The organism is Microcoleus sp. PH2017_24_DOB_U_A, from assembly GCF_020738205.1.
Taxonomy (GTDB): Bacteria; Cyanobacteriota; Cyanobacteriia; order Cyanobacteriales; family Microcoleaceae; genus Microcoleus.
Genome location: NZ_JAEQCT010000107.1, coordinates 2,531 through 27,101, shown reverse-complemented (window position 1 = coordinate 27,101; position 24,571 = coordinate 2,531). Strand labels below are relative to the sequence as shown.

Sequence of the window (24,571 nt, the reverse complement as noted above, 5' to 3'; positions counted from 1 at the left end):
GATGGGAGCACTCTTTGCTGAGATCTAGGAAAGAGCGCTGAAGCGCAACTACGTACCTTGGCCCAAGCACGAGCCAATCTTCGATCGATAATTTTGGTAGTTTCAGATTTCTTTTCCCGACAATAAAACCACCCAACTAAGAGGGCGGGCCAGGGGGCACCGCCCCTACAAACTGCTTTCGGAGTCAACAGTCAACAGTCAACAGTCAACTGTCAACTTATTGCCAATTCCCTACTAGCACGAAAGGCGCCCAGAAATAAGGATTTTGATACTCTTCGTTTTGCAGCAGGGTTAATTGAGCGTTGCGGAGGGCTTCAGCTTTGCTGGCTTTAGAACCACCAAGCTGGCGGTAAAACTCAGTCATAAAAATAGCGGTAGATTCGTCGTTTACTTGCCAAAGGGTGGCGACTGTGCTGCGAGCACCCGATCGAATTGCGGCGCCAGCTAAACCCAATGCGGCCCGGTTATCGCCGGAAGCAGTTTCGCAAGCACTCAACACCAAAAGCTCGATCGGCTGTTGTTTCTCCCCAGTGCGCGATCGCAAAAGTCGATCGAACTCCTTAACATTTACTTTTTGATCCCAAGTCACAATAAAAGTATCCGCCGCATTCGAGCTAAACTGACCGTGAGTTGCTAAATGGACGATCGGGTAAGACAAAGCTTTAATGCGATCGTGCAACTGCGTGCTGACAAAATCTTGATTCAGCAGCGCACTCGCCGGCATCTGGGCTGAAATTTGTTCGAGTTCCTGTTTCACCCCCGGCAAAGCCGAGAAGCCTTGACGCGATTCCGACAAGCCACCAGTTAGCACTTTTAACTTTACTTGGCTGAGCGGTTTCGGTGCCAGCAATTGCAGTCCCGGCGCCAAAGCAATACTGTATTTTTCTACCAAAAACTTTTCGCCATCGTGCAGCACTGCGATCGGCAGATTTCGCAAGTAACCATCGAGCACAAATACCAGCGTTTTAATCCCGCTGGCAGTCAAATCGGCTTCTGCGGGGCGGATTAACCAGTCGTAAACCTGTTGAATAGGTGGGAACCTGTCGCGCACAAAAGCAGAAGGCCTGATGGTATTTTTGGCTAGTTTGAAGGCTGTTTCTAACTCGGATTGAGACTTCTTAGTCGTATAGCGGCGCAGAGGCTTGCCGGGAATTGACAAAATTACCTCCAAACGATCGCTCAAAATAATTGGGTAAATCACCGCCGCCGTCGGATCGATTTCCTCGATCGACTTTGGTTTAGCATCAGCACAAGCATCCCGAAAAAAGTTATCCAATTCCGCCAACTGCAAAGATTCCACCGTTTGGCGAGCCTGTTTTAACTTATCTTGAGTGGGGGATTCATCTTGCAACAGCAGCCCGACTAATTCCCGATAAACTGGTTCGGCACTTTCCCGAAACGAAAATTGCACTTCGGGATTAACTGTTACCAAATCGCCGCGCAGAGAAGACAATACATTTACAGCTTGAGTATATTGAACGAGCGCCCCTTCTGTATTCCCCTGAGCTTTCCGAATCCGTCCGAGTTGCCACAATAATTGATAGGCAATATCGGGAGATTGAAACGCCGGTGCTAAACTCAAAGCTTCAAGAGTCAAAGTTTCAGCTATAGAATGCTGTTGTTTGAGTTCGTAAACCTTGCCCCTAGCTCCTAAAATATAAGCTTGTATTCGTTTGTCGCCCAAACGGTTTGCCGATTCCCCAGCCAAGGAAAGCATTTGAGCGATATCGCTCAAACCTGGAGTACCGATTGGTAATTTATCCAATTTAATCAAGGTCTGTGCTAGATTAATTTGAGCGTAAAGCCCAGCACGATTGGAAGGGAATTGAGCGACTTGAGGTTCAAGAGAACGCCACAAAATCTGTGCTTCCGAGGCATTTTGGCTATCTGCAAACAGACTCAATTGATTCAACCTCGCCTGCATCCCGATAGTTGATTTCCCCGGCATCGCCTCTGCCGCTAGAGCATAATATTCTAAGGCGGAGCGTTCCAAATCAGTCCGCTTTTCCATACTCAAACCCGGTTTATTGCTTTTAGCCCGGGCTGTGTTTCCCAAATTCAAATAAATTGCAGCCTCTTCTTGTCGGACACCTATTTTTCGGGCTGCTTCCATTCCCGCTGACAGCAAATCCTCGGAGCGTTCCAGTTGTCCCAAAACCCGCAGCACCCTGGCTAAAGCATTAATTGCCCGAATATTTTGTAAGGAAACAGATTGATTTTTCAAACTTACTAAGCCTGCGGGCAAAACTTCACAGGTTTTGTTTTCCAGGTTCAAAGAACCTAACAATATTTTGCAAGCTCTGGGGTAAAGTCCGAGAGTTTCCCAAGCTCGACTTTGATTGATTTGAACTTGCAAAAGTTGATTTTTGCTATCAATTTGCTCAAAAAATTTAGCAGCTTGCGTCCAAATGTCGATCGCATCTTGAGTCTGCCCCCGTTCGAGTTTAATCTGTCCTTGAATGTTGAGAGTTTCCGCCCAAATCCGCTGCTGTTCGGGAGTTTTGGGTTGCGCCCGCACCACCGACAAACTCGAATTCACAGCTTGTTCTGCTTGTTCCCAAAGCGCTAGTTGCCCGTAGGTTGCAGCTAAATTGCTCAAAGCCGCCGCGCGATCGAGATTTTGACCTTTTGCCTCAAATTGCGTCGCCGCTTGCTGTAACAGCGGCACAGCTTCGGAAAAACGTTCTGAAGCATACAGAGTTCGAGCTTGTCGGACAAGCTGCACCGCTGGTGGTGACCGCATCTGAGCAACTGCGGGAGGAATCGCCACCGCTAGCAGACAGGATATCAGAAATAAGAGAATTGCTTGTCGGAGCGATCGGGTAAATTTCATATTCAAGCACTTGTAGGAAGACGGGGAGAGAGTGGGAGAGGGTGAAATAGGGCATTAAAATACAATAGGCTTGGGTTATAATTGTCATTGCGAGGAACGAAGCAATCCCAGAATCTATTTTTCACATTGCTTTTTCCCCCTGTACCGTCCTAAGTAAACTGTATTGGGTGATAATTGTCATTGCGAGGAACGAAGCAATCGCAGAAGGGAGCATCTCAGTTTTGTAAGAAGCATTTTTTATTTTAGTGCTGTCCCCGCTCGCGTGCTTATACACCAATACGGTTTACTTAATGCTTTTTTGTCATTGCGAACGTCCACGCGCGGCAATCGCAGCGTCTATTTTTCACCTCGTTTTTCCAACGGACTGTCTTAAGTAAACCGTATTGGCTTATACACGCACGCGAGCGGGGACGCACGCGAGCGGGGACGCACGCGAGCGGGGACGCACGCGAGCGGGGACGCTCGCACTATAGCAAAACTGAGATGCTCCCATCGCAGAATTTATTTTTCACATGGCTTTTGCTCTCTTGGCGGTCTGCTCTCAATTGTATTGCATTAAAATAGACAATTTAAATTCAGTACACCACTTACCAATCACCAATTAATCGGGTGCATCTGGTTTTTGAAGCCTGAAGAAGCATGACTGCATATAAGTTATTAGTTATAATCTTATATTCACTGCGGTCATGCTATAGCCCATACAAACATATTTGCTTGCATTGAGATGCACCCAATTAATCCGCGTTTATCCGCCGTAAAAAACATCTTGTCAGCGCGACGGACAAAGAGAATTCGATCGAGGATTGCGAGACTCAGCAGCATTACCTGGATTGTATCCAACCAGCGTCACCTCCCCTTTCTCATTCACCACCCAACCGCGCGCCGGAACTACTTCCCGAGCTTTTTTTTCCCTTTCTTCCTTCGGACTTCTATCCGTTACATCCGTTACATCCCGTACAGCGCTCGTTGCCGAACTTCCTTCTGCTTCCACCCACGGAAACGGCGTTTGTGCGCTACCAAGAAAGTCATTAGGACTCGGTGGCACTCCTCCTTTCCCCGTGACAGTAAACTCGTTATCGGCTCCTTCAACGCAGGGATTAGCAGCAATTAACGCAGCCGGATTCACCACATTTTGTGGCAACTCTACTAAACCTTGAGCGGGATTTACCCCAGAAGCAGTAAATGTTACCGCCCCTTGCAAAGCCGGGCCAGCACTTTGAGAAATCGCGGTGATGTCGCTACTTTGAAGCAGAGATGTGGGACTGACTTGCAAAGCTGCAAATTGCGCGTCACTGAGATTCAACCTGCTTCTGACTTGTTCCCGGCCAACTGCTGCAAAGCCCAAGACATTCGGGACATTAACATTGACGCGGCCGCCACCTGCGGTGCGGGCGTTGGCGGTGATGTCGCTGTTTTCTTGGGGGAGGGCGAGCAAAGTATTGCTATTAATATTGATATTGCCACCTTCAGAAGTACCCGCATCGGTGGTAATTCGACTTCCGCGGCGCAATTGGATGTCTCGTGCTTGCAGGTTAATATTTGCTCCGACACCGGATGCACTTCTACCATCAATGCTACCTTTGTTGTCAAGGCCGATCGCATTTGCGACAATATTGATATTACCAGCGCGCCCGGTTCCCAAAGCTTGCACCGTCACATTGCCTTCATTCCGGACAATCAATCGATCGACATTCAAGTTCACCGAACCTGCATTTGCCGTAGCATTGGGATTATCACCCGTCGCCTTGCCAACAGAAGCATCAATAGAACTGTTAAAACGAGGATTACCTAAACTACCATTTACTTCGACGCGATCGGCATTAATCGTAATATCCCCCACGTTTCCTTTACCCGAAGAATTAGAAGAAATGAAGCCCCCATCCCGCAGAATCAGGTTTCGCGTGTCAATGCGGATATCCCCGGCCCGGCTAGAACTAATTGTTCCAGAGGAAAAAGCACTAGCAACTTGATTCCCATTGCTCAAAACTTCAGAAATACCTGCAATTTCTACTGATTCGCTAGCCCTAACAGTTAAGTTTCCTCCTGGCCCCCCATTCGTAGAGAAGATAACTCCGCCAACCGAAACACCGCTCCCCAAGGTGAACGCGGAGCCCCCAGAAAGACTCAGCCGTTTTGTATCGATAGTGATATCTCCCGCCTTTCCGGTAGAGCCGATGGTAAGCGTGCTGATGCCGCTTGCGACAGCAGTTTGAGAAATGGTGTTCGACAATTGTACCGATTCAGCAGCTTTAATTGTTATATTTCCCGATCGGGCAGCGTTGTAGCTAGTGCTGGCGAGAATAGCACCATCCCGCAGGATCAATCTTTGGACATCAACGGTGATATTTCCTGCCGCACCGGTACTCCCTTTCGTTGTTGCGTTGTTGCTCCCAGAACCCTGAATCTCAAAAGTATTCGCACGGATGCTTAAATTTCCACCATTTCCAGCACCAAAAGCTATGCCGCCAAATATTGCACCATCCCGCATCAGCAGGCGTCCAGTATCGATTTTAATGTCTCCGGCTGCTCCAGCGCCAGCAGTAGCATTAAGCAACACAAAGTTCGCAGCTAATGGGTCGATTAGTCCCGATGCCAGATATTTAATTACAATCTGTTGAAAGCCCTCAATTCCCAGCCCGCTGATTTCTATTGCATCAGCAGCGCGCAAATTGATATTACCTCCAGCACCATCTCCAAAAGTGAAAGTAGACAATTGCGTCCCGTTTTGCACTTGCAACTTTTGGGTGTTTATATCAATACCTTTTCCATCAATATTCCCGAAGGTGAGCGCATATATTCGTGCAGCATTGATGCCGATATTTCCACCTTTGAGTTCTACTCTACCGCCACCTATTCCACTCGTGTTAATCAGCGTACTATTGGATATTTGAATATTGCCAAAGTTTTGAATGTTGCCATAATTTAAACTTAAACTCCCCTGCTGTGGACTCGATGTCAGTGCCAAATCTACTAAACCGGGACTGGCTACGCTACCGAGTGCAATTTGTCCGCCACTAGCAGTTAAATTGCCACCTGGGATTTGGATGTCGCCACCAATCAGTGCTAAAGTCTGACCCTTGTCTACTGCTAAGCCAACTCGATCTGTAATCGGAATCGCTACGGGAGATGTTGCTGGGAGATTGACTGTTCCTGTAGCTGTGGATTGATTGACAATTGTACCGGGATTGTCTCTAAATCTCAGACCAACTGGAATATTAACTGTTAACAGCGGGGATGTTTGCCCTGTGGTGCTGCTGAATTCAAAGCCGTTATTAAATACAATACTCTCAGCAGTTGAAGCGACAAACGAACCGCGCAAATCTAACCGAGCGTTGGGGCCGAAAATAAGTCCGCATTGCCTAGGACTCCGAGGGTTCCTAAAATATTTGAGGGTTGCCCGCCCGTGACGCGGGTGAAGATGTTAGCAATTCCGCTGGGATTTTCAAAATAAGCTCCCTCTCCACTTTTGATGTTAAATTCTCGAAAACTGTGAAATAAATTCACGCCGCGAGTGGCACCACCAGTGATTCGCTCTGATGGTAAGTTGTTGATATTATCGGGTACAAGGCGCGAACTTTCTGCTCCCAAGCTGCTGTCGGGGACGATTTGGGCGATCGCACTTTCAGTAAACAGACACAGGTAAAAAAATGCAAATAATATCAGGTTCCGTCGATTAACCGCAACAAGTAAAGTTCGTAGTGCGGACTTTAGTCCGCTCTTATTCTGCGGACTAAAGTCCGCACTACGAACCGTTTTTCTTTTCGTAATCGACCGATCGCGATCTAAAAGGTAAATCACTCTTAAAATATAGTATTTGTCTCGGTCTTTGAGTTCATTAATTTGGCAAATCTGCCATAAGTAGAGATATTGGAAAATCATAATCAACCTTTTGTTAGCTAACATTCGGTCATAAAATTTCTAGCATTTGCCCTGTTTGTAGTTATCGAGGCTGACAAACAGAATCAGGACGCCTCGTGCGCTGTGGAAATTGACCGGCAACTTCCGCAGCCACCAGCGTAACTTCCCCTTTCTCATTCATCACCCAGCCTTGAGCAGGAACAACTTCCCGATCGGGAATTTCACCTTCTTCCCTTCTTCCCTTCTTCCTTCTTCCTTCTTCCTTCTTCCTTCTTCCTTCCTCTTCTATTTCTATCCACGGAAACGGTGTTTCTGTGCTACCCAGAGAGTCATTGGGGCTAGGAGGCACTCCCCCCCGACCAGTAACAGTAAACTCGTTATCGGCTCCTTCAATGCAGGGATTTGCCGCAATTAATGCAGCCGGATTCACCACATTTTGTGGCAATTCTACCAAACCTTGAGCGGGATTCACCCCAGAAGAACTAAAAGTAACAGTACCTTGCAAAGCCGGGCCTGCACTTTGAGAAATCGCGGCGATGTCGCTACTCTCAAGCAGAGAAGTAGGACTGACTTGCAAAGCTGCAAATTGCGCGTCACTGAGATTCAACCTGCTTCTGACTTGTTCGCGGCCGACTGCTGCAAAGCCCAAGACATTCGGGACATTAACATTGACGCGGCCGCCACCTGCGGTGCGGGCGTTGGCGGTGATGTCGCTATTTTCTTGGGGGAGGGCGACTAGAATCTGGCTGTTGAGATTGATGTTACCGCCGTCGGAATTACCTGCATCGGTAGTAATCCGGCTGCCGCGTCGCAACTCAATGCTTTTTGCTTGCAGGTTAATATTTGCACCCGTACCGGATACAGTTGTGCCGTCAATGCTGCTTTTGGCGTCAAGGGAAATTGCATCTGCGACAACATTGATATTACCAGCCCGTCCGGTTCCCCTAGCCTGCACCGTGACTGTAGCGCCATCCCGAACGATCAATTGACGGGTATTAAGATTCAATTCGCCAGCATTCGCCGTCGGGTTGGGACTATTAATCGGGAACCGGCTGCCGACAGAAGCATCAATTGAACTGACAGATAAACCGTTACTGCTGATGCCACTGACTTCAATGCGATCGGCATTAATAGTAACATCACCTCCATTTCCAGCACCAAAAGATCTCGTAGAAATTAGCCCCCCATCCCGCACCACCAACCTCGGCGTATCGACGCGGATATTCCCGCCCCGACTAGAACTCAAAGTTGCAGAACTCAGCGCACTATCAGTGCGATTCCCGCTAGTCAAAACAGGAGAAATTCCTGTAATTTCCACTGACTCGCTGGCCCTAACTGTTAAGTTTCCCGCCGCTCCGCCGTTCCTGGAAAACAGAAAGCCCACTAATATACCTGTTCCTAATGTAAAAGCAGAACCGTCAGCAAGACTCAAGCGCTTGGTATCAACCGTAATATCCCCTGCTCTGCCGCTAGAACCGATACTGAGAGTGCTGATTCCAGTTGATATAGCAGTTCTGCTACTGGAGTTGGACAGTTCTACCGATTCAGCAGCTTTTACGGTGATATTTCCCGACGGCCCGTTACTGTAACTCGTACTGCCGAGAAGGGAACCATCGCGCATAATTAACCGCCCAACATCAAGGTTGATGCTTCCTCCGGCACCGCTACTATCTTTAGCTGTGGCGTTGTTGATTCCAGAACTCGCGATTTCAAAAGTGTTGGCGCGGATATTCAGATTGCCGCCATTTCCAGCACCTAAAGTAATGCCGCTACCTACTACCCCATCGCGCATCAGCAGCCGTCCGGTATCGATGTTGACGCTTCCCCCATTTCCGGCGCCAGCAGTACCGTTAAAAAACATAAACTTAGGGTCAAAAGGGTCAACTGTTCCCGATAGGAGATATTTAATTACAATTTGTTGAAAGCTCTCAATTCCCTGCCCGCTCATTTCTACCGAATCAGCACCGCGCAAATTGATATTACCTCCAGCACCATCTCCTAAAGTGAAAGTAGACAATTGCGTGCCATTTTTTACTTGCATTTTTTGGGCGTTTATATCAATACCTTTTCCGCCAGCATTTCCAAAGGTGAACGCATATATTTGTGCAGCGTTGATACCGATATTTCCACCTGTTATTTCTACTCTACCGCCACCTGTTCCACTCGTGTTAATCAGCGTACCATTGGATATTTGAATATTGCCAAAGTTTTGAATGTTGCCATAATTTAAAGTAAGATTACCAGGCCCGGATACACCAGGGGTTAGTGCCAAATCTACTAAACCAGGACTGGCTACGCTACCGAGCAAAATTTGTCCGCCACTAGCGGTTAAATTGCCGCCTGGGATTTGGATGTCGCCGCCAATCAGTGCTAAAGTTTGACCCTTGTCTACTGCTAAGCCAACTCTCTCGGTAATTGGAATCGCTACGGGAGATGTTCCTGGGAGATTGACTGTTCCTGTAGCTGTGGATTGATTGACAATTGTACCGGGATTGTCTCTAAATCTCAGACCAACTGGAATATTAACTGTTAACAGTGGGGATGTTTGCCCTGTGGTGGTGCTGAATTCAAAGCCGTTATTAAATACAATACTGTCAGCCGTTGAAGCGACAAATGAACCGCGCAAATCTAATCTTGCATTGGGGGCATTGCCTAGGACTCCGAGGGTTCCTAAAATATTTGAGGGTTGCCCGCCCGTGACGCGGGTGAAGATGTTAGCAATTCCGCTGGGATTTTCAAAATAAAGTCCCCGCCCTTCACCGATGTTGAAGGAGCGGAAACTGTGAAAGAGATTAGAGCCGCGAGTTGCGCCTCCTGAAATGCGATCTGAGGGTAAGTTGTTGATTGTATCCGGTACAAGGCGCGAACTTTCGGCACCTAAAGTGCTGTCGGGGATGATTTGGGCGATCGCACTTGCGGGAAATAGCAACAGGAAGGCAAACAGTAGGGAGTAATGTAAGCGAGGCATAAAAAAATTATTTTTAGGATAAAGTCGATCTGTGTAAGCTCATCTCGTTTCTCTAAAGGTTTTGCATTTGGCTGCTAATCACAATTTGCTCTACAGTGATTTCTAGTTCGGGAAAAGTTTTAGAGATAATGCGCTCATTACCTGTAAAACTTTGAACTAAATAGCGGTCATTTTCCAAAGAGTAAACAAAAACTGTGGGAATTTTGGGATTACCTAAATAAGCCCTAGAAGCGATAGCTAAATAGTCCACAATCCAATATTCACAAATACCGAGCCGTTGATACTCATCCAACTTATCAACATAGTCGTCTTCCCAGTTAGTTGAAGTTACTTCTACTGCTAATTGTATAGGTTCGGTAAGGGCTCCGTAGCCGCGGACATTGCTATTCCATACTGATGCCTTGACCACGCCGACATCAGGATTTCTGCCTTGCTCTTGCCCCCTCGCTGTTACAGTTCTGAAAACTATATCTTTGTCAACGATATAGTCAAGTTCCAAGCGCCTGATTTCATCGTTAAAGCCAAATACTAGAAATCGTGCTACATTTTTATGAGCTCTGGTTGCTTCCACTTTGACAATCTCTCCATTTACAAGTTCGTAGATGCCCGATCCGTCGGGGTACTTTTCGATAAACTCTACAAATGTTAGTTTAGTTTTTGTCTGAACCATAAGACAAGCCCTCTTGTGTTAACTAGGTTAGGATTTATATCGTTTCCGGTTCCATTATAATTATATATTTGGATCGTATCAGTGCGATCGCGATCCAAGTAGCGATCGAGACCGCCACTTAATAAAATTTGACTGTCAGCGCTAAAATGTGAGAAATTTATCAAAGGTTTTGAATGTAAGATCGTTGACCGTTGCACGATCGTGATTTAACCACAGAGAACGCAGAGAACACAGAGGGAGATAAGAGAGATGAAAAATTCTGATGCTACGGGATTTGATATAACTCAGAGGAGAAAGAGTCATGAGTTTGAATGAGTTACCGGGAACAGAGCTAATTCTACCTGGTCATGGAGAACGCAATCGTTCATACTAGATGGTAGACACCTTCAATCTTAGGAGCCGTCTATGTTGCTAGAAGAAGTCAAAGAGCAGGTCTTCAAACTGCCACCGAGCGATCGCCTTGCGTTAGTGAGCGCCATCATTGAGTCCTTGCAATATCCGCCAGTTACCAGGGGCGATCGTTCTGGTGCGATTCAGCGGATGCGAGGCTTGCTAAAGACAGACCAACCCGCACCGACAGATGAGGACGTGGCTGCAATGTTGGAAGCGCGACGAGTGGATTTGCTACTATTGGGATATTGAATTTGAAGATGCTTATGACACTGACAATCGTAGCTGAACGGGCTCCTTTAAATGCAAATGAAGATGGTGTGATTCTCGTCGGCAAAACTCGCGTTACATTAGATACTGTAATCGGTGTTTTTCAGCAGGGCGCGACCGCAGAAGAAACTGTTTATCGCTATCCGTCTCTGAATCTAGCTGACGTTTATGCCACGATCGCCTTCTATCTCAAGCACGAATCGGAAGTAGAAGCGTACTTGCAACAGCGACGGCAGCAATCGCAAGAGATTCGCACTATGAATCAAGCAAAATTCGACCCACAAGGCTTGCGCGATCGCCTGCTTGCCCGCAAAACAGCGCAAGAACCATGTTAAAATTTCTTGCTGATGAAAACTTCGACAATACGATCGACCCAATAGTTAGGGCAACTAAAACTTAGAATGATTACTCTGATTCATCGTCGAGTCGAGGAAGCACGTCAGGGAATTAATCCGGCAGTAATTTGTCGGGTTCCATCGGGCTGGGTAGTGCTTGGTGATGTTCAGTTCTTGCAGGGGTATTCACTTTTGCTACCCGATCCAGTTGTGCCAAGTCTGAACGCTTTAACAATGGAGCAACGCATAATCTTCTTACAAGACATGACGGTTTTGGGTGATGCTTTGCTTGAGGTCACTGGTGCAATTCGTATCAACTACGAAATCTTGGGTAACAGTGAAGCGGCACTACATGCCCATGTGTTTCCGAGGTTCGCAACTGAGCCAGAAGAGAAGCAACGGAAGCCAGTATGGTTTTATGATTGGAAAAATGCGCCCCCATTCGATCCAAAGCAGGATCAACAATTGATGAATAAAATTGCAGCGACGATTGAGCAGTATCAGAAAAGTATGTAGAGGCAATAGCACTATAGGGCGATCGCGGCGGCATAACAACCCGGTCGAAGCGGCAAATTAATCGTTATAAAAGATAAACTTGAGTGCAATGGTATCAGTTCTATAAATTTTGCTATGACAACCACAGAAAAATTGATCGTGCTTGCTCTAGGTATTACCGCTATCAGTTTATTTGCTGGAATTCTCTATCAAGCAGTCAGTCAAATAATCGATCGACGCAAGTATCCTCCGCAGGGTGAACTGTTTGATATTGGAGGATTTCGTCTACATCTCAACTGTGTGGGAAAAGGGACACCAACAGTCATTATGGATGCTGGCGGTGGTGCTCCCTCAATTACGTGGGGTCTGGTTCCCTCTGAAATTGCTAAGTTTACTCGTGTCTGTACCTACGATCGAGCAGGGTTGGGTTGGAGCGATCCCAATCCCAAGATACCTCGCACAAGTCAGCAGAGTGTTGATGAATTACACGCCCTGTTGACGAAAGCTAAGATCGAACCTCCCTACATTTTAGTTGGCCACTCCTTGGGTGGAGGCAATATGCGACTATATGCCAGTCAACATCCAGAAGAAGTCGTCGGATTGGTGCTGGTTGATTCTGTCCATGAAGATCAAATAACACCCGCAATATGGAAGCGTATGAAAAGGGTAATTTTGCTTTACCAGCTTCTGATAATTGCCAGTCGGGTTGGAGTGTTACGATTAATCGGAGATATGAATGTGTTGCCAATGTTTAAGGATATCAAACAAGAAAGTCAAAAATATCCGTTGGCAGTGCAAGCTCTATTTGACACCTTCAAATCTTCCTGTTACCGCCCCTGTTATTGGGCAACTACGTCAAGTGAGCTTGCCAATATGAAAAGGAGCTTTCAGCAATTGCAAGCGAGTACACTACTGGGGAATCTGCCTTTGATTGTATTAAGTCAAGGCTCTAAAAATCCACAGATGAGTGATGAAAGATTCCAGAAATGGCAATTGCTTCAGCGAGACTTGACCCAACTATCCTCAAATAGCCAACATATCATTGCAGAAAATAGTGGACATCTTGTAATGCTAGATCAGCCTGAATTGGTGGTTAGTGCGGTTCATCAACTGATTGAATTGAGATCGCCACTTAATAAAAATTGACCGTCAGCGCTAAAGATGAAAGTGTTGGGTGAAGCGAAGCGTAGGGTTCGATCGCACTCAACGCAACCTACAATATTAAAACGGAAAATAATTGATCCGAAAGTAGAGGCCTTTTTCCTGGAAAGTTCGATCGCCCCCTCGGACATTAATCAAGGGAATACCATAGTCTAAGCGCATATTAAACCGATCGCCCATCTGCCACACCAACCCCACACCAGCACCCAGAAGCTTGTCAGAATCAGGATTAGCTTTTTCGCCAGAATGGTTCCAGCCTACCCCCAAATCGATAAATGGAGCCACCTGCAACAATCCTTTGACCTTCGGGACGCGCCAAATTGGAATACGCACTTCCGCAGATGCGATCGCACCGCTATCAGTTAACAACAAATCCTGCCGGTATCCGCGCACGCTTTGCACGCCGCCGATCCCGATTTGTTCGAGGGACAGCAGCGGGCGATCGGCGAACTGAATGTCGGAACGCACTATTAGCAAGGTTTCCGGCGCTAGCAGCCTCACGTACTGCGCTTGTCCGCGCCACGCCAGGAAGCGACTGTCAGGGCCGCTATCGTTCGCAGTAGCACCCAAAAAATTGGTACCGATGGAAAACTGCGATCGCGCTGCGAGCACTTGTCGGGAATTCCGCTGCACGTATTCTTGAAAAAACCGCACCGCCGAAACCCGCGTTTCGCCGCGCTCGTTTGCTCCCGCTGACAGCGCAAATCTTTCTCCCAACAGGAATGTATCGCTTTCTTGGCGCGAAAAAGTTACTCCCACAGCCAAAGTGCGATCGGGCTTTTCGACGATCGGCTGGCGGTAAGTTAACTCGTAAGTTCGCGATTTCCCCTCAATTTCCGCAGCATCAAACGGTTCCTCGATCACGTTAGTGCTCGCAGCACTCGCAGCAAACCGAATCGTGCCGTTGCGCGCGTTGACGGGGACTGTGTAGCTGCCGTTGAATTCGTTGCTGCCGTCGGTGTTAGCGTAGGATAGCTCTAATCCGTCGCCCAAACCGAGCAAATTCGCTTGATTGATGCGCGCGCCGCGCCGAAAACTGCCCACGCTGGGCGATCGATTGTTGTCTAGAAAAACTTCGCCGCTGAAGCTGTCTGCTTCTTTAATCCGCACTTCCAAACGGCTGTTTTCCGGGCGGCTTCCAGCTTGCAATTCTGCCGAAATATTGGCAATTAAGGGGTCGAGTTGCAGCATTTGCAAAGCTTCCAGCAGGCGATCGCGATTCAATGGCCGCCTGGTGACACGTTCTAGGCGCGATCGCACGTAATTGGCATTTAAACGCCTGTTTCCACTAATCTGAATTTCATCTAATCCGCCTTCGACAATCCGAATTTTCACCACACCTCCTTCTCTGGGAAATGTTTGGTTGGCGGGAATTACAGCGCCGGAATTGATGTATCCTGCTGCTACGTATTTTTGAGTCACTGCCCCTTCTGCTGCGATCAGTTCGGCAAAGGTGATGTCGCGCCCCGCAAACTGTTGCGTAACTGCTGCGAGTTCGCGATCGCTAAAAGCTGTGTTTCCCTCAAATTCAAAGCGCAAAACCCGAATTGTACCCGGAATCCCCGGCCTGGAATCGCCGGGAACTGGTGTTGGGGGAGTTGGTTGGAGGGGAGACGGCGGCGGCGGTTGCGGGGCTATTGGTGCAGGCAATTCCGGCTCTCTGGGTTGAATTGGGTTGGGCAGTTGGCTCAGTTGCGAATCTCGATCGATACCTATATTTTCTTTTAGCTTTTGATCTCGGTTAGAAAGCTGAGTTTCTCGATCGTTCGTGGCGAATGTGCGACCGACAGAATTGGCAGCTTCTGGCTGTAAATCGGGAGTTTCCGCAGGTAGAATTGGTGCCAAAGTCGATCGATCGGACTCAGTGGCGGGCAAGTCTTCCCGGGTGTCAAGATTCGTGTCGTTGGTTCGTAAAGGTCGATCGGCTCCGCTGCGGACTGTTGCCAAATCCTCAACATTTGAAGTCAAAATTTCAACGTTGCTCGCGGATGTTTTCGTCGGTTTTCCCAACCAAACTAAGCCAAAGATTCCAGCAATTAAAAATAATTTTTGCGATCTACAGTTCATATGATATAATTATTATTTCGCTAGATTGGGTGAAAATATTTTAAGGAACCAGCGCACCCTAAACTAACAATTAATCTTAACCGAAAAAAAGGCAACACCGGGCACTGCCAAGAATTTCCCAACGGCTAAAAACCAAAAGGTCGATCGACCTTTTGGTTCCTCCGCCAAAACTTACGCAGCAACCGGATGCAGATCCGCAAAAATATCTTTGACAGTTGACAGTTGACAGTTGACAGTTGACAGTTGACAGCATACAGGTTGACAGTTGACTTGACGAAAGGAGGGAGACCTCTACCGGAAAGGAAGAGGAGTCGAGCAATCAATCGTCTTTTTTTAATTTCTCCCTACAAGGCTTGGGGATTTAAACCAATTTTTCCTGGTAAGGAATGAGAATTAAATAACTTAGGAGCGCGAATTAAATAACTTAGAATTTTAATTATTGTGGGATGGGCGTCCCGCCCGTCCTTTAAAGACGGGCGGGACGCCCATCCCACAAACTACAGGTTTGTAGTGAGGACTTTAGTCCGCAAGAAGAAGGACTGAAGTTCTCACTACAAACCTGTGTGCGTCAAGGTTCGTAGTGAGGACTTTAGTCCGCAAGAAGAAGGACTAAAGTCCTCACTACAAACCTAATTATGCAGGGCGGCTCGCACTAGCAGCACCCATGGGAGCTCCGTCAGTCAATCCCACCAACTTAGCGCTCAACTCCCACATCCGCTCACCTTTCTCATCATCGCGCGCCTGCGGAGAAACCTTCTGCACAAAAGACTTACCATCTTTTTTCTGACGATTTCCCCAACTCCAATAAGCCCCAGATTGCTTGTATTCTGGATCTGCAACCACCATTGCCAGCCTTTCGCCCGCCAACTCCTGCGACACATAACCGCCGGTGATATTCTTCTGAAACAGCGGGAAAAGTTTCTGAAATAAAGGATAGTGATTGCGGAAAAGTGGCGTATCCGCCACGCATCCCGGATACAGCGAAGTGAAATTAATCCCCGTCGATTCGTGAAAGCGGCGGTGCAATTCCCGCATCGTCAGCACGTTGCAAACTTTGCTATCTTTGTAAGCCTTGACAGGTTCAAACTGCTTCCCATCTACCATCGAAACCGGATCTTGGAAACCCGCTTCAAAACCCTCAAACTTGCCCAAATCAGGACGCGGCGGAATCTTTCCACCCAACTCGTCTGGATTGTGAGTCACAGTTCCCAAAATCACGATTCTCGCATCTTGATAATAGGAAGGTTTCATGCTATCCATCATCAGATTGCACAGCAGGAAATGACCGAGGTGATTGGTAGTCATCGTCAACTCGTAACCTTCAGGGCTCCGCAGCGGTTCCTTAATCAAAGGCAGATAGATAGCTGCGTTGCACACCAAAGCGTCTAGAGGCCTGCCGCTTGATTTGAATTCCCGAGCAAATCGGCGCACGCTTTCCAAATCGCCCAAGTCAATGTGCATAATCGTGAAACTACCTTGAGGTATGCCCAACTCTTGAGCGGCGTCTCCGGCTTTTCGCACGTCGCGACAGGCCATGACTACGTGCCATCCTTTGTCTGCAAGGGCTTTGGCGCCGTACAAGCCGACGCCGGAGGATGCGCCGGTGATGATAACCGTTGACTTGTGATTTTGTGCCATTTTCTTAAAAATGCTTGGCTATTGATTATTTTGGGGCATCTCAAAAGCTGAGCTAGCAGCTCGGATGTTTTCAGATGCCCTCAGGTTAATAGGATAGGCCCAAACGTTGTGAATCTCAACTTTCTAGGTTGCCGATCGACACTCCTAGCCCATTTTCGGAGATTCGGGAGATAAGTTCGTAGTGCCGACTTCAGTCGGGAGATAAGTTCGTAGTGCCGACTTCAGTCGGGAGATAAGTTCGTAGTGCCGACTTCAGTCGGAATCGGAGTGCATTTTGCGGACTTAAGTCCGCACTACGAACCGTTTTTGCGGACTTAAGTCCGCACTGCGAACATGATATATATGAGGGAATAACTTGAACGCATTGAAAGGTAAAGGTAGTCGGAAATGGTCTTGTTAAAAGTATTAGGTATGAGCTATTATTGAGAAATAAGTTATCAAGATATGCTCAATTTATGGCTGATGTTTTCATAGCTATTTGCTCAGTAAATCAGCGATCGCCCCAACCAATAGATTTGGCTCCACAGGCTTGGAAATGTGCCTCTGAAAGCCTGCTGCCAGAGCTTGTTGGTGGTTGATTTCTCCAGCATAGGCAGTCAATGCGATCGCCGGGATCAGCCCCCCCCGCTCCGGTGATAGAGAACGCACATATCCGATCAAACTGTAGCCATCGACTTCTGGCATTCCAATATCGCTCACCAAAACATCCGGCACAAACGACTCTAGGGCTACCATAAATTCAGCCGCAGATGCAACTGTCATCACCTCCGCTCCAGCCATAACCAGGAATGCGCCGATTACTTCCCGGCTGTCTGCCTCGTCATCAATTGCCAACACTCGGATGCCTCTGAGATCCTGTTCTGCTTCTAATAACTTGTCCGGATTTTCCCCTGTTTTGACGTTCAGCAGCGGCAGGCTGACTCTAAAAGTGGCTCCTTTTCCTTCCCCAAAACTGTCAGCTTTGATTGTTCCGCCGTGGGCTTCTACCAGTTGATAAACGATCGCCAGTCCCAACCCTAGCCCCCCGTGTTTGCGAGTAACAGAAGCATCTTCTTGACGGAAAGACTCAAAGATGTAGGGCAAAAAGTCTCGATTGATGCCTTTACCCGTATCTGTTACCACAATCTGCGCTTGGTTGTCTGCTAACTCTAATCGAACGTCTATTCGTCCACCCTTGGGAGTGAACTTGACAGCGTTGGAAAGCAAATTCCAGACAATTTGCTGGAGGCGAACCGCATCCCCAGACACTTGCCCGATATTGGATAGCACGTGATGAATCAGAATTGACTTGGCGGTGGCGGCAGTCTGCACTGTTTCGATCGCAGATTCAATGGTAGACAACAAATTGACAGCAGTCACATTCAAACTCAGTTTGCCGCGCAGCACGCGAGCCATATCGAGCAAGTCGTCAATTAATTGAGCCTGTGCCAGGGCATTCCGTTCGATCGTCGCTAACGCTGCTACAGTTTTGGTTTCATTCAGCCTGCCAGTTTGCAGCAACTTCGTCCAGCCTAAGATCCGGTTGAGGGGCGATCGCAACTCGTGAGAAAGCACCGCCAGAAACTCGTCTTTGATGCGGTTAACTCTTTCCGATTCGGCCAGGGCAGCTTGTTTTAATTGCAGAATGCGATCGCGTTCGATTTCCGCTTGTTTGCGATCGGTGATATCCCGCGAAGTCGATAAGATTTGTACAACTTGGCCTGCCACATCCCGGATCGGTGCTAACACGACATCCCACCATTTTGGCGTGCCTTTGGCGGTGGCACAAAAGCCCTGAAATCTAGCCACTTCTCCTGCCTTCGCCGCCGCGATCGCAGCTTCCACCTCTTCCCGAGCTTCATCTTGCCAAAAACAGAGCCATTCCGCGTTCAAATAGGGGGTGAGATCGTCGATCTCCAACAGGCACATCCCTCCTGTATTTATGTATAAAAGTCGTGCATCCAGATCCAGCACTTTGATGCAGTCGCTGCTGCTGTCTAACACCCGTTTTCTAAACTCTTCACTGTGACGCAGTGCTTCCTCGGTGTGCTTGCGATCGGTGATATCCAAATCTACGCCCGACATCCGCATCGCTTGCCCGATCGCATTATAAAACACTTTCCCCAGGCTCAGCGCCCACCTGATTCTGCCGTTGGGATAGATCACGGTTATCCTCCACAATCAAAACAGTGCGCTCAACTTGACTCATAATTGGTCTTCCTCCGGAGACTGAACAGGGAGCATCGTGATTTCAAACCAGTAGCTCAACAACGTCTGAATACTTCGCTTCAACAGCTTAAAATCCATAGGTTTGATGATATAGCTGTTCGCTCCTTGTTCGTAGCAGGCTGCGATGTCTTTGGGATTGTTAGATGTGGTGAAAACAACCACCGGAATCTTTTTCAAATTACGATCCTGTTTTATTTTATATAGTACCTCTCGCCCATCCGTTCCCGGTAAGTTGAGGTCTAGCACAATCAGTCCCGGACGCGGAGCAGTGTTAGGATTGGTGTAGGGTTCGGTGCGGTAGAGAAACGCCAGGGCCCGATCGCCATTAGTGCAGCGATAGACGGGGATTTGCGAAAAAGATGGGTGTAGGTAACGTTGGAACGCTTCAAAGTCTTCGTCGCTGTCTTCAACGATCAGCAAGGGAGGGAGTTGCATAGCACGCATCGCTGAATATCCGGTCATGGTTTGACCGCCGCTGATAATGTGAAGTAAAACGTGCTGCCCTCACCGGGCGTCGATTCTACCCAAATTTTTCCCCCGTGTCGATCGACAATTTTTTGGACGATCGTCAAACCTGCCCCTGTACCGCCACCATATTCGTCTTGTGCGTGGAGTCGCTTGAATATCTGAAAAACTCGCTCCAAATGCTTTTGGGGGATGCCAATGCCGTTATCTCGCACATAAAAGGTATATAAACTCGGGTCTTTACTGCTCGCGGATTCTGATTCGATCAAACCAATTTCCACCCATTTCTCGGTTTTATTATTATATTTAATCGCGTTACTAATCAGGTTGGTGAATAACTCGCTGATTTGAGTGCGATCGCAGGCAACTGTCGGCAACGATTGAGTGCGAAACTCGATCGCTTGCGGAGGCCCGCCGATCTTTAAAATGTCGATCGACTGTCGCACTAAATCGTTGAGATTTGTCGGTTGGCGCGAAAGTTCGCTGCGTCCCAGCCTGGAATAGTGTAGCAGAGAGTTAATCAGATCTTCCATGCGTTGGGTTAGGCGCACCAGCGTTTGCAATTTAGCGATGCCATCCTCGTGCAACACCTCCCCGTAATCTTCTATCAAGAAATTGGAATAGTTATGAATGCCGCGCAGCGGTTCTTTGAGATCGTGGGATGCGACGTAAGCGAAGGCATCTAGTTCAGTGTTACTGCGTTCCAATTCTAGATTAATCTTTGCCATTTCATCTGCCTGACTGAGGATAATCCCGACGATCAGGCTGCACAGTTCGGTGGCGACTTCGATCTCGCAGGACTTCCAAGGTAACGAGCAGCCCTGCACCGTTTGTTGCCAGAGTTCAAAGGATTTGCGAGGAGACAACCGCATCTCGCGATCGATTGTGACTTCGACAGGTTTGTTCGGGTTGCCGCCCCAGTTGACTGTTTGAATCACTTCTGGACGGAACCAGAGTATATAATTTTTGTTGACTTTGGAAATTTCTAATGCTAACAGTCCACTCGCAACGCTCTTAAATGACTCTGCGGTTGGATAAATTTCAGATAGCGATCGGGTTTGAAACAGGTTGTGTTGAATTTGGCTTTTAATCCATTCCCGCAGGGCAGGAATTTCAGCTTCTGGCGGCGTTTCACCAATACAAATAACTTGTTCTCCCGCGCAAACCGCCACTCCCGTCGCACCCACCAGATCTAGCAGGTTCGAGTTGAGTTGAACTAATCCATCCCAGAAGCTTTTTGACTGAGATAGCGATTCTACAAACTTGCTTTGGAGCGACTTCAATGTCATTTTGTAGTCTAAGTCTTCACGATCTTGTTTGTTTGCAAGTTCGATCGACATTACCTGCCCCACAAACTCGCACATGGTTCGCACGCTATAGGGCACATAGTTCGGCGTCGAATGATGGCAAGCAATCAGCCCCCATAGTTTTTGGTCTTGGATCAGTGAAATAGACATGGAGGCTGATACACCCATATTCTTGAGGTATTCCAAGTGTACGGGAGACACGCTCCGCAGCACCGATAAACTCAAATCCGTCGGGCGCGAGTCTAAGGGATTGTGCGCTGGCACTAACGCCACAGGCTCATAGGAGGAGTCTGGAATTAACCGCAGCCAGTTGAGGGTATAAAGCTGTCTCGCTTGCTGGGGAATGTCGCTGGGCGGATAGTGCAAGCCCAGATAAGGCGTTAGCGTTTCTACCCGATCTTCTGCAATCACCCGTCCGGATCCTGCGGCATCAAATTGATATACCATAACGCGATCGAATCCAGTGATTTTTCGCACTTCTTTAACTACAACCTCGCACATTTCCAGCAAGGTTGGAGCCTTTTGAATTTTAGTAATCGTTCCTTTTAATCGCTGGTAAAAATGGAAGAAGTCTGTTTTTTGTCTTTTCTTTTTTGGTTCCAATTCTAAAAAAATTATGGTATTGCAGCGATGAACAATGCCATCAAAATGAAGTAATTTTGTTTGAGCTTTTAGAGAAATATCTAACGGATTCACATACTCAAAGTCTTCGCTTAAGCACTGCCGAATTGCATTAATCTGCTGAGGAGCGAGTAAGTTTAATAGCGGTTTGCCCAACAGATCTTGGGGCTGTTGACCTAGCAAAGCCAACGCGTTATTGCTGACCTGGACAATCTTCAAGTCAGGCTCCTGCAAAACCAACAGCACCCCGTGGGGCTGAATCAGCCCTGGAATTTGAATCGGTTCGCGATCGCAATTGGTTAAATCGACAGTTTGGGTGAAATCAACAACTTCATCTATCATAAATCGTGCGGAGAACTCCGGCTAGAAATGATTTCTATTTCTCTTTATTAAAACACTTTTCTCGCAGCCGGAAACGACGCACATTACACATTGGGTGGAGGAAACAGCCCGGACGTTCACTCCGCCCAAAAATTCTCTTACAGTCAGCTTTTTGCTCAACAGTCTAAGAAATAGCTGCTGATTCCTGATAAGTAGGAAAGTCAATATAACCTTCAGGCCCAAAAGAATACCAGACGCCGACGACCGCAGGCGGATTGAGCGGCCAACCGCCAGCAAAACGCTCTACTAAATCCGGATTGCTGATAAAATCCCGACCAAAAGCAATTAAATCCGCAACTTTGTTGCTCAAAGCTGTTTGGGCTAGTTCTTGATTGTATCCGCAGTTACCAATCAGCGGCTGGGAAAATACATCGCGAAACTCTCCTATCATCATCGGCGTTCCCAATTCGTGAAAGCCAAAAGCTAAACCATCCACAAGGTGAAGGTAAGCTAAACCGTAGACATTTAACTGACCTGCAATATACAGAAAAGTTTCGCGATAATCGGGAGAACCCATATCATTGTAAACACCGTTGGGAGAAAGTCGAACTCCAACTCGGTTGGCAGGGAATACTGTCAGAATTGCCTCCACAATTTCCTTGAGAAAACGGTAGCGATTTTCAACTGTACCGCCATAGGAATCTGTGCGTTGATTAGTTTTGGATTGAAGGAAAGTGTCAATTAAATATCCGTTAGCACCGTGAATTTCTACACCGTCAAAACCCGCCATTTTTGCCCGTTCTGCGGCCTGGCGATAATCTTCCACAACGATCGAGATTTCATCTGTTTCTAGAGCGCGGGGAGTTTCGTAGGGTTGTTTGCCCGCAGGGGTATGAATGCCTTCTCCATTGATTTTGATGGCAGATGGTGCAACTGGCAATTGATTGTTTTCCTGAAAACTGCTGTGAGAAGCCCGCCCGCAGTGCCAAAGCTGCATGAAAATTGGTGTTTCGCGGGCATGAACCCCATTTACAACTTGTTTCCAAGCTTCGGCTTGCTCGTCTGAATAAATACCGGGCGTATTCAGCCAACCGTTAGCTTGAGAAGAAATCACCGTAGCTTCTGTCAGGATCAAACCAGCACTGGCCCGCTGAGCGTAATACTCGGCCATCCAAGCGTTGGGCATCCGCGTTTCACCGGCTCTCGATCGCGTCATGGGTGCCATGACTACCCGGTTTTTTAAGGATAAATCTCCCAATTTGAAGGGACTCAGGAGGATTGAAGATGTTGTTTGAGTTGTCATAATCTCGATCTGTCCTTTACTGAATAATGTGAGCAATCGGAGTTCGATCGCTTTTCAAGATAACTTAAACAGGACTTGCCAACAAATATCAATGGGCGTATTTATTGCTAAGGTACGCAGTGATACACCCTACGGATATAGCCTGCGTGTATCACTGCGTACTATCAACCGCCGGCGGCAGACGAGGGCTTTAATATCAAATATCTTGGTGAACTATTGCGAAACTTTTAGTTAATCCAGCAGCCAGCTAAATAAACCTTTAACTGTCAGATTGAATTCTCTGACAAATTCTGGCACTGGTAACAGTAGATCCGGTTCGTCAAAAAATGCTGTTGGTCGATCGCGCAAATAAACAAATACACATTGCTCGGAGGGGTCAATCAGCCAGCCCATTTGCGTTCCGCGAGCCAAGCAATGTAGAATATTTTTAGTTACCTTTGTTTGGCTTTGGTCGGGCGAAAGAATTTCTATCGCCCAATCTGGAGCAATTGAGAAAACATTAGCCACTGCACCATTTTCCTGACGAGGAATCCTGTTCCACAAGAATATCGAAACATCGGGTATAATCGATCGCCCACCAAAAGTGCAACGGAGTTCACAGAAAGCTCGTGCAATCTTTTTTGACCTCACAACCGAGTTAATTGCGGGGGACAATTCAGTCTGAAGTGCACTGTGTTCTCCTTGCGGCATTGGTTTTTGGACGATCCGTCCATTAATGTATTCGCTGGCGGGTTCCGTCTCCGGCCGCTTCAGAAACTCTTCTAGGGTAAGGATTTTAGTGGGAGTCTGTACCATTTTAAGGTTTCCTGAACAGAGGCTTTGTTGAGATTCCTACACTTGATTATCCTACAGATATCGATCGCCCGCGCGATCAAAATGGCGTCGCCACCTGTAAGCTGAGCCTTGAACCCAACTGCGGATGCTCAAAGGAGAGTTCCCGCGCGTGCAAGTGCAGTCGGTTCGCAGGGGCGCGACATCCGTAAAGTCGATCGCCCAAAATCGGTATTCCCAACCCTCGAACATCCGCTGCATGAACCCTCAATTGATGCGTGCGCCCCGTCAGCGGCAAAAACTCGACGCGAGTACAATTTCCCTCCTTCGCCATTACCTGAAACCTAGTAATGCTGGGTTTTCCGCACTCCAAATTAACTTGCTGAACCAGGGAATTTTTCGGGTCTTTTTTTACCGGGAGTGCGATCGTCCCCGCCTCTATGTTGACAGTCCCCGAAAGCACTGCTTCATAAACTTTGTGAACCCGCCGTTTCTCAAATTGCAGGCTTAGTTGACTGCTGGTTTCTTTGTCCCGCGCCAGCAACAAAATCCCAGATGTTGCTAAATCTAACCGATGCACCGCCGTCAGTTCTAACCCATCCGGCAACAAGTTTTGCAAGCGACTCAAAACGCTATCTTGATTTTCCAGATAACGACCTGGAACTGACAGCAAGTCTGGGGGTTTGTTGACTGCAATTAACCATTTGTCTTCATAAACAATTGGCAGCATTTCCTGGGGATTGGTGACTGGCAAGATGCTCGTCCCACCAAATTCTTTGAGATTTGTGGGATGGGCATCTGGCGCGCCCCAAGAGCGATCGGTAACGGGCAAGATGCCCGTTCCACCATGATTGTTTTGATGAGTTGTGGGGAGTAGGGGTTGGGCATCT

15 protein-coding genes and 1 pseudogene are annotated in these 24,571 nt (G+C 47.7%); 4 read left to right on the top strand and 12 right to left on the bottom strand.

Annotation, left to right across the window (positions count from 1 at the left end):
* Nucleotides 1-217 precede the first annotated feature (217 nt).
* From JGK07_RS26440 to JGK07_RS26425, 4 genes and pseudogenes are all read right to left on the bottom strand, one after another.
* A complete protein-coding gene (locus tag JGK07_RS26440; protein ID WP_293225332.1) occupies nucleotides 218-2,833 on the bottom strand; it encodes a CHAT domain-containing protein in 2,616 nt (871 codons plus the stop codon).
* Nucleotides 2,834-3,602: 769 nt separating this feature from the next.
* Nucleotides 3,603-6,712, bottom strand: a pseudogene (locus tag JGK07_RS26435) (S-layer family protein).
* Between the two features lie 61 nt (nucleotides 6,713-6,773).
* Nucleotides 6,774-9,659 (bottom strand): S-layer family protein, encoded by a 2,886-nt coding sequence (locus JGK07_RS26430; protein WP_293291123.1) that lies wholly within the window; start codon nucleotides 9,657-9,659, stop codon nucleotides 6,774-6,776.
* A gap of 52 nt (nucleotides 9,660-9,711) precedes the next feature.
* Nucleotides 9,712-10,329 (bottom strand): Uma2 family endonuclease, encoded by a 618-nt coding sequence (locus tag JGK07_RS26425; RefSeq protein ID WP_293179175.1) that lies wholly within the window; start codon nucleotides 10,327-10,329, stop codon nucleotides 9,712-9,714.
* Between the two features lie 405 nt (nucleotides 10,330-10,734).
* Here JGK07_RS26425 and JGK07_RS26420 point away from each other — a divergent pair, with 405 nt between their 5' ends.
* From JGK07_RS26420 to JGK07_RS26405, 4 genes are all read left to right on the top strand, one after another.
* Entirely contained in the window at nucleotides 10,735-10,971 is a 237-nt protein-coding gene (locus tag JGK07_RS26420; protein ID WP_293179178.1) for a hypothetical protein, read from the top strand.
* Between the two features lie 14 nt (nucleotides 10,972-10,985).
* Nucleotides 10,986-11,324: a DUF433 domain-containing protein gene (locus JGK07_RS26415; RefSeq protein WP_293179181.1), complete on the top strand. Its 339-nt coding sequence runs from the start codon at nucleotides 10,986-10,988 to the stop codon at nucleotides 11,322-11,324.
* A 66-nt stretch (nucleotides 11,325-11,390) separates the two neighbouring features.
* Entirely contained in the window at nucleotides 11,391-11,840 is a 450-nt protein-coding gene (locus tag JGK07_RS26410) for a hypothetical protein (protein ID WP_293193693.1), read from the top strand.
* A gap of 114 nt (nucleotides 11,841-11,954) precedes the next feature.
* Nucleotides 11,955-12,965 (top strand): alpha/beta hydrolase, encoded by a 1,011-nt coding sequence (locus JGK07_RS26405; RefSeq protein WP_293193695.1) that lies wholly within the window; start codon nucleotides 11,955-11,957, stop codon nucleotides 12,963-12,965.
* A gap of 75 nt (nucleotides 12,966-13,040) precedes the next feature.
* Here JGK07_RS26405 and JGK07_RS26400 read toward each other — a convergent pair whose 3' ends face one another.
* The 8 genes from JGK07_RS26400 to JGK07_RS26365 form a co-directional block, all read right to left on the bottom strand.
* The gene (locus JGK07_RS26400; protein WP_293243179.1) at nucleotides 13,041-15,047 is read right to left on the bottom strand and encodes a ShlB/FhaC/HecB family hemolysin secretion/activation protein; all 2,007 of its coding nucleotides are present in this window, start codon (nucleotides 15,045-15,047) and stop codon (nucleotides 13,041-13,043) included.
* A 633-nt stretch (nucleotides 15,048-15,680) separates the two neighbouring features.
* Nucleotides 15,681-16,685, bottom strand: coding sequence for a protochlorophyllide reductase (locus JGK07_RS26395; protein ID WP_293179196.1), 1,005 nt, complete (start codon nucleotides 16,683-16,685; stop codon nucleotides 15,681-15,683).
* Between the two features lie 474 nt (nucleotides 16,686-17,159).
* A complete protein-coding gene (locus JGK07_RS26390; RefSeq protein ID WP_293210172.1) occupies nucleotides 17,160-18,830 on the bottom strand; it encodes an ATP-binding protein in 1,671 nt (556 codons plus the stop codon).
* A gap of 39 nt (nucleotides 18,831-18,869) precedes the next feature.
* Nucleotides 18,870-19,328 carry a response regulator gene (locus JGK07_RS26385; RefSeq protein ID WP_293179202.1) on the bottom strand — a complete coding sequence of 153 codons (459 nt, stop codon included), beginning with the start codon at nucleotides 19,326-19,328 and terminating at the stop codon, nucleotides 18,870-18,872.
* 23 nt (nucleotides 19,329-19,351) lie between these two features.
* Nucleotides 19,352-21,628, bottom strand: a complete 2,277-nt coding sequence (locus JGK07_RS26380) for an ATP-binding protein (RefSeq protein ID WP_293243183.1) — start codon at nucleotides 21,626-21,628, stop codon at nucleotides 19,352-19,354.
* Nucleotides 21,629-21,791: 163 nt separating this feature from the next.
* Nucleotides 21,792-22,910: an alkene reductase gene (locus JGK07_RS26375; RefSeq protein WP_293217921.1), complete on the bottom strand. Its 1,119-nt coding sequence runs from the start codon at nucleotides 22,908-22,910 to the stop codon at nucleotides 21,792-21,794.
* Between the two features lie 231 nt (nucleotides 22,911-23,141).
* A complete protein-coding gene (locus JGK07_RS26370) occupies nucleotides 23,142-23,705 on the bottom strand; it encodes a Uma2 family endonuclease (protein ID WP_293217924.1) in 564 nt (187 codons plus the stop codon).
* Nucleotides 23,706-23,781: 76 nt separating this feature from the next.
* Nucleotides 23,782-24,571, bottom strand: a 790-nt coding sequence (locus tag JGK07_RS26365) for an RluA family pseudouridine synthase (protein WP_293291121.1), incomplete at its 5' end; no start/stop codon positions are given.

Coding starts and splice junctions, on each gene's coding strand:
- JGK07_RS26440 (WP_293225332.1), bottom strand. CDS start 2,833: ATGAAATTTACCCGATCGCTCCGACAAGCAATTCTCTTATTTCTGATA.
- JGK07_RS26430 (WP_293291123.1), bottom strand. CDS start 9,659: ATGCCTCGCTTACATTACTCCCTACTGTTTGCCTTCCTGTTGCTATTT.
- JGK07_RS26425 (WP_293179175.1), bottom strand. CDS start 10,329: ATGGTTCAGACAAAAACTAAACTAACATTTGTAGAGTTTATCGAAAAG.
- JGK07_RS26420 (WP_293179178.1), top strand. CDS start 10,735: ATGTTGCTAGAAGAAGTCAAAGAGCAGGTCTTCAAACTGCCACCGAGC.
- JGK07_RS26415 (WP_293179181.1), top strand. CDS start 10,986: ATGACACTGACAATCGTAGCTGAACGGGCTCCTTTAAATGCAAATGAA.
- JGK07_RS26410 (WP_293193693.1), top strand. CDS start 11,391: ATGATTACTCTGATTCATCGTCGAGTCGAGGAAGCACGTCAGGGAATT.
- JGK07_RS26405 (WP_293193695.1), top strand. CDS start 11,955: ATGACAACCACAGAAAAATTGATCGTGCTTGCTCTAGGTATTACCGCT.
- JGK07_RS26400 (WP_293243179.1), bottom strand. CDS start 15,047: ATGAACTGTAGATCGCAAAAATTATTTTTAATTGCTGGAATCTTTGGC.
- JGK07_RS26395 (WP_293179196.1), bottom strand. CDS start 16,685: ATGGCACAAAATCACAAGTCAACGGTTATCATCACCGGCGCATCCTCC.
- JGK07_RS26385 (WP_293179202.1), bottom strand. CDS start 19,328: ATGCAACTCCCTCCCTTGCTGATCGTTGAAGACAGCGACGAAGACTTT.
- JGK07_RS26380 (WP_293243183.1), bottom strand. CDS start 21,628: ATGATAGATGAAGTTGTTGATTTCACCCAAACTGTCGATTTAACCAAT.
- JGK07_RS26375 (WP_293217921.1), bottom strand. CDS start 22,910: ATGACAACTCAAACAACATCTTCAATCCTCCTGAGTCCCTTCAAATTG.
- JGK07_RS26370 (WP_293217924.1), bottom strand. CDS start 23,705: ATGGTACAGACTCCCACTAAAATCCTTACCCTAGAAGAGTTTCTGAAG.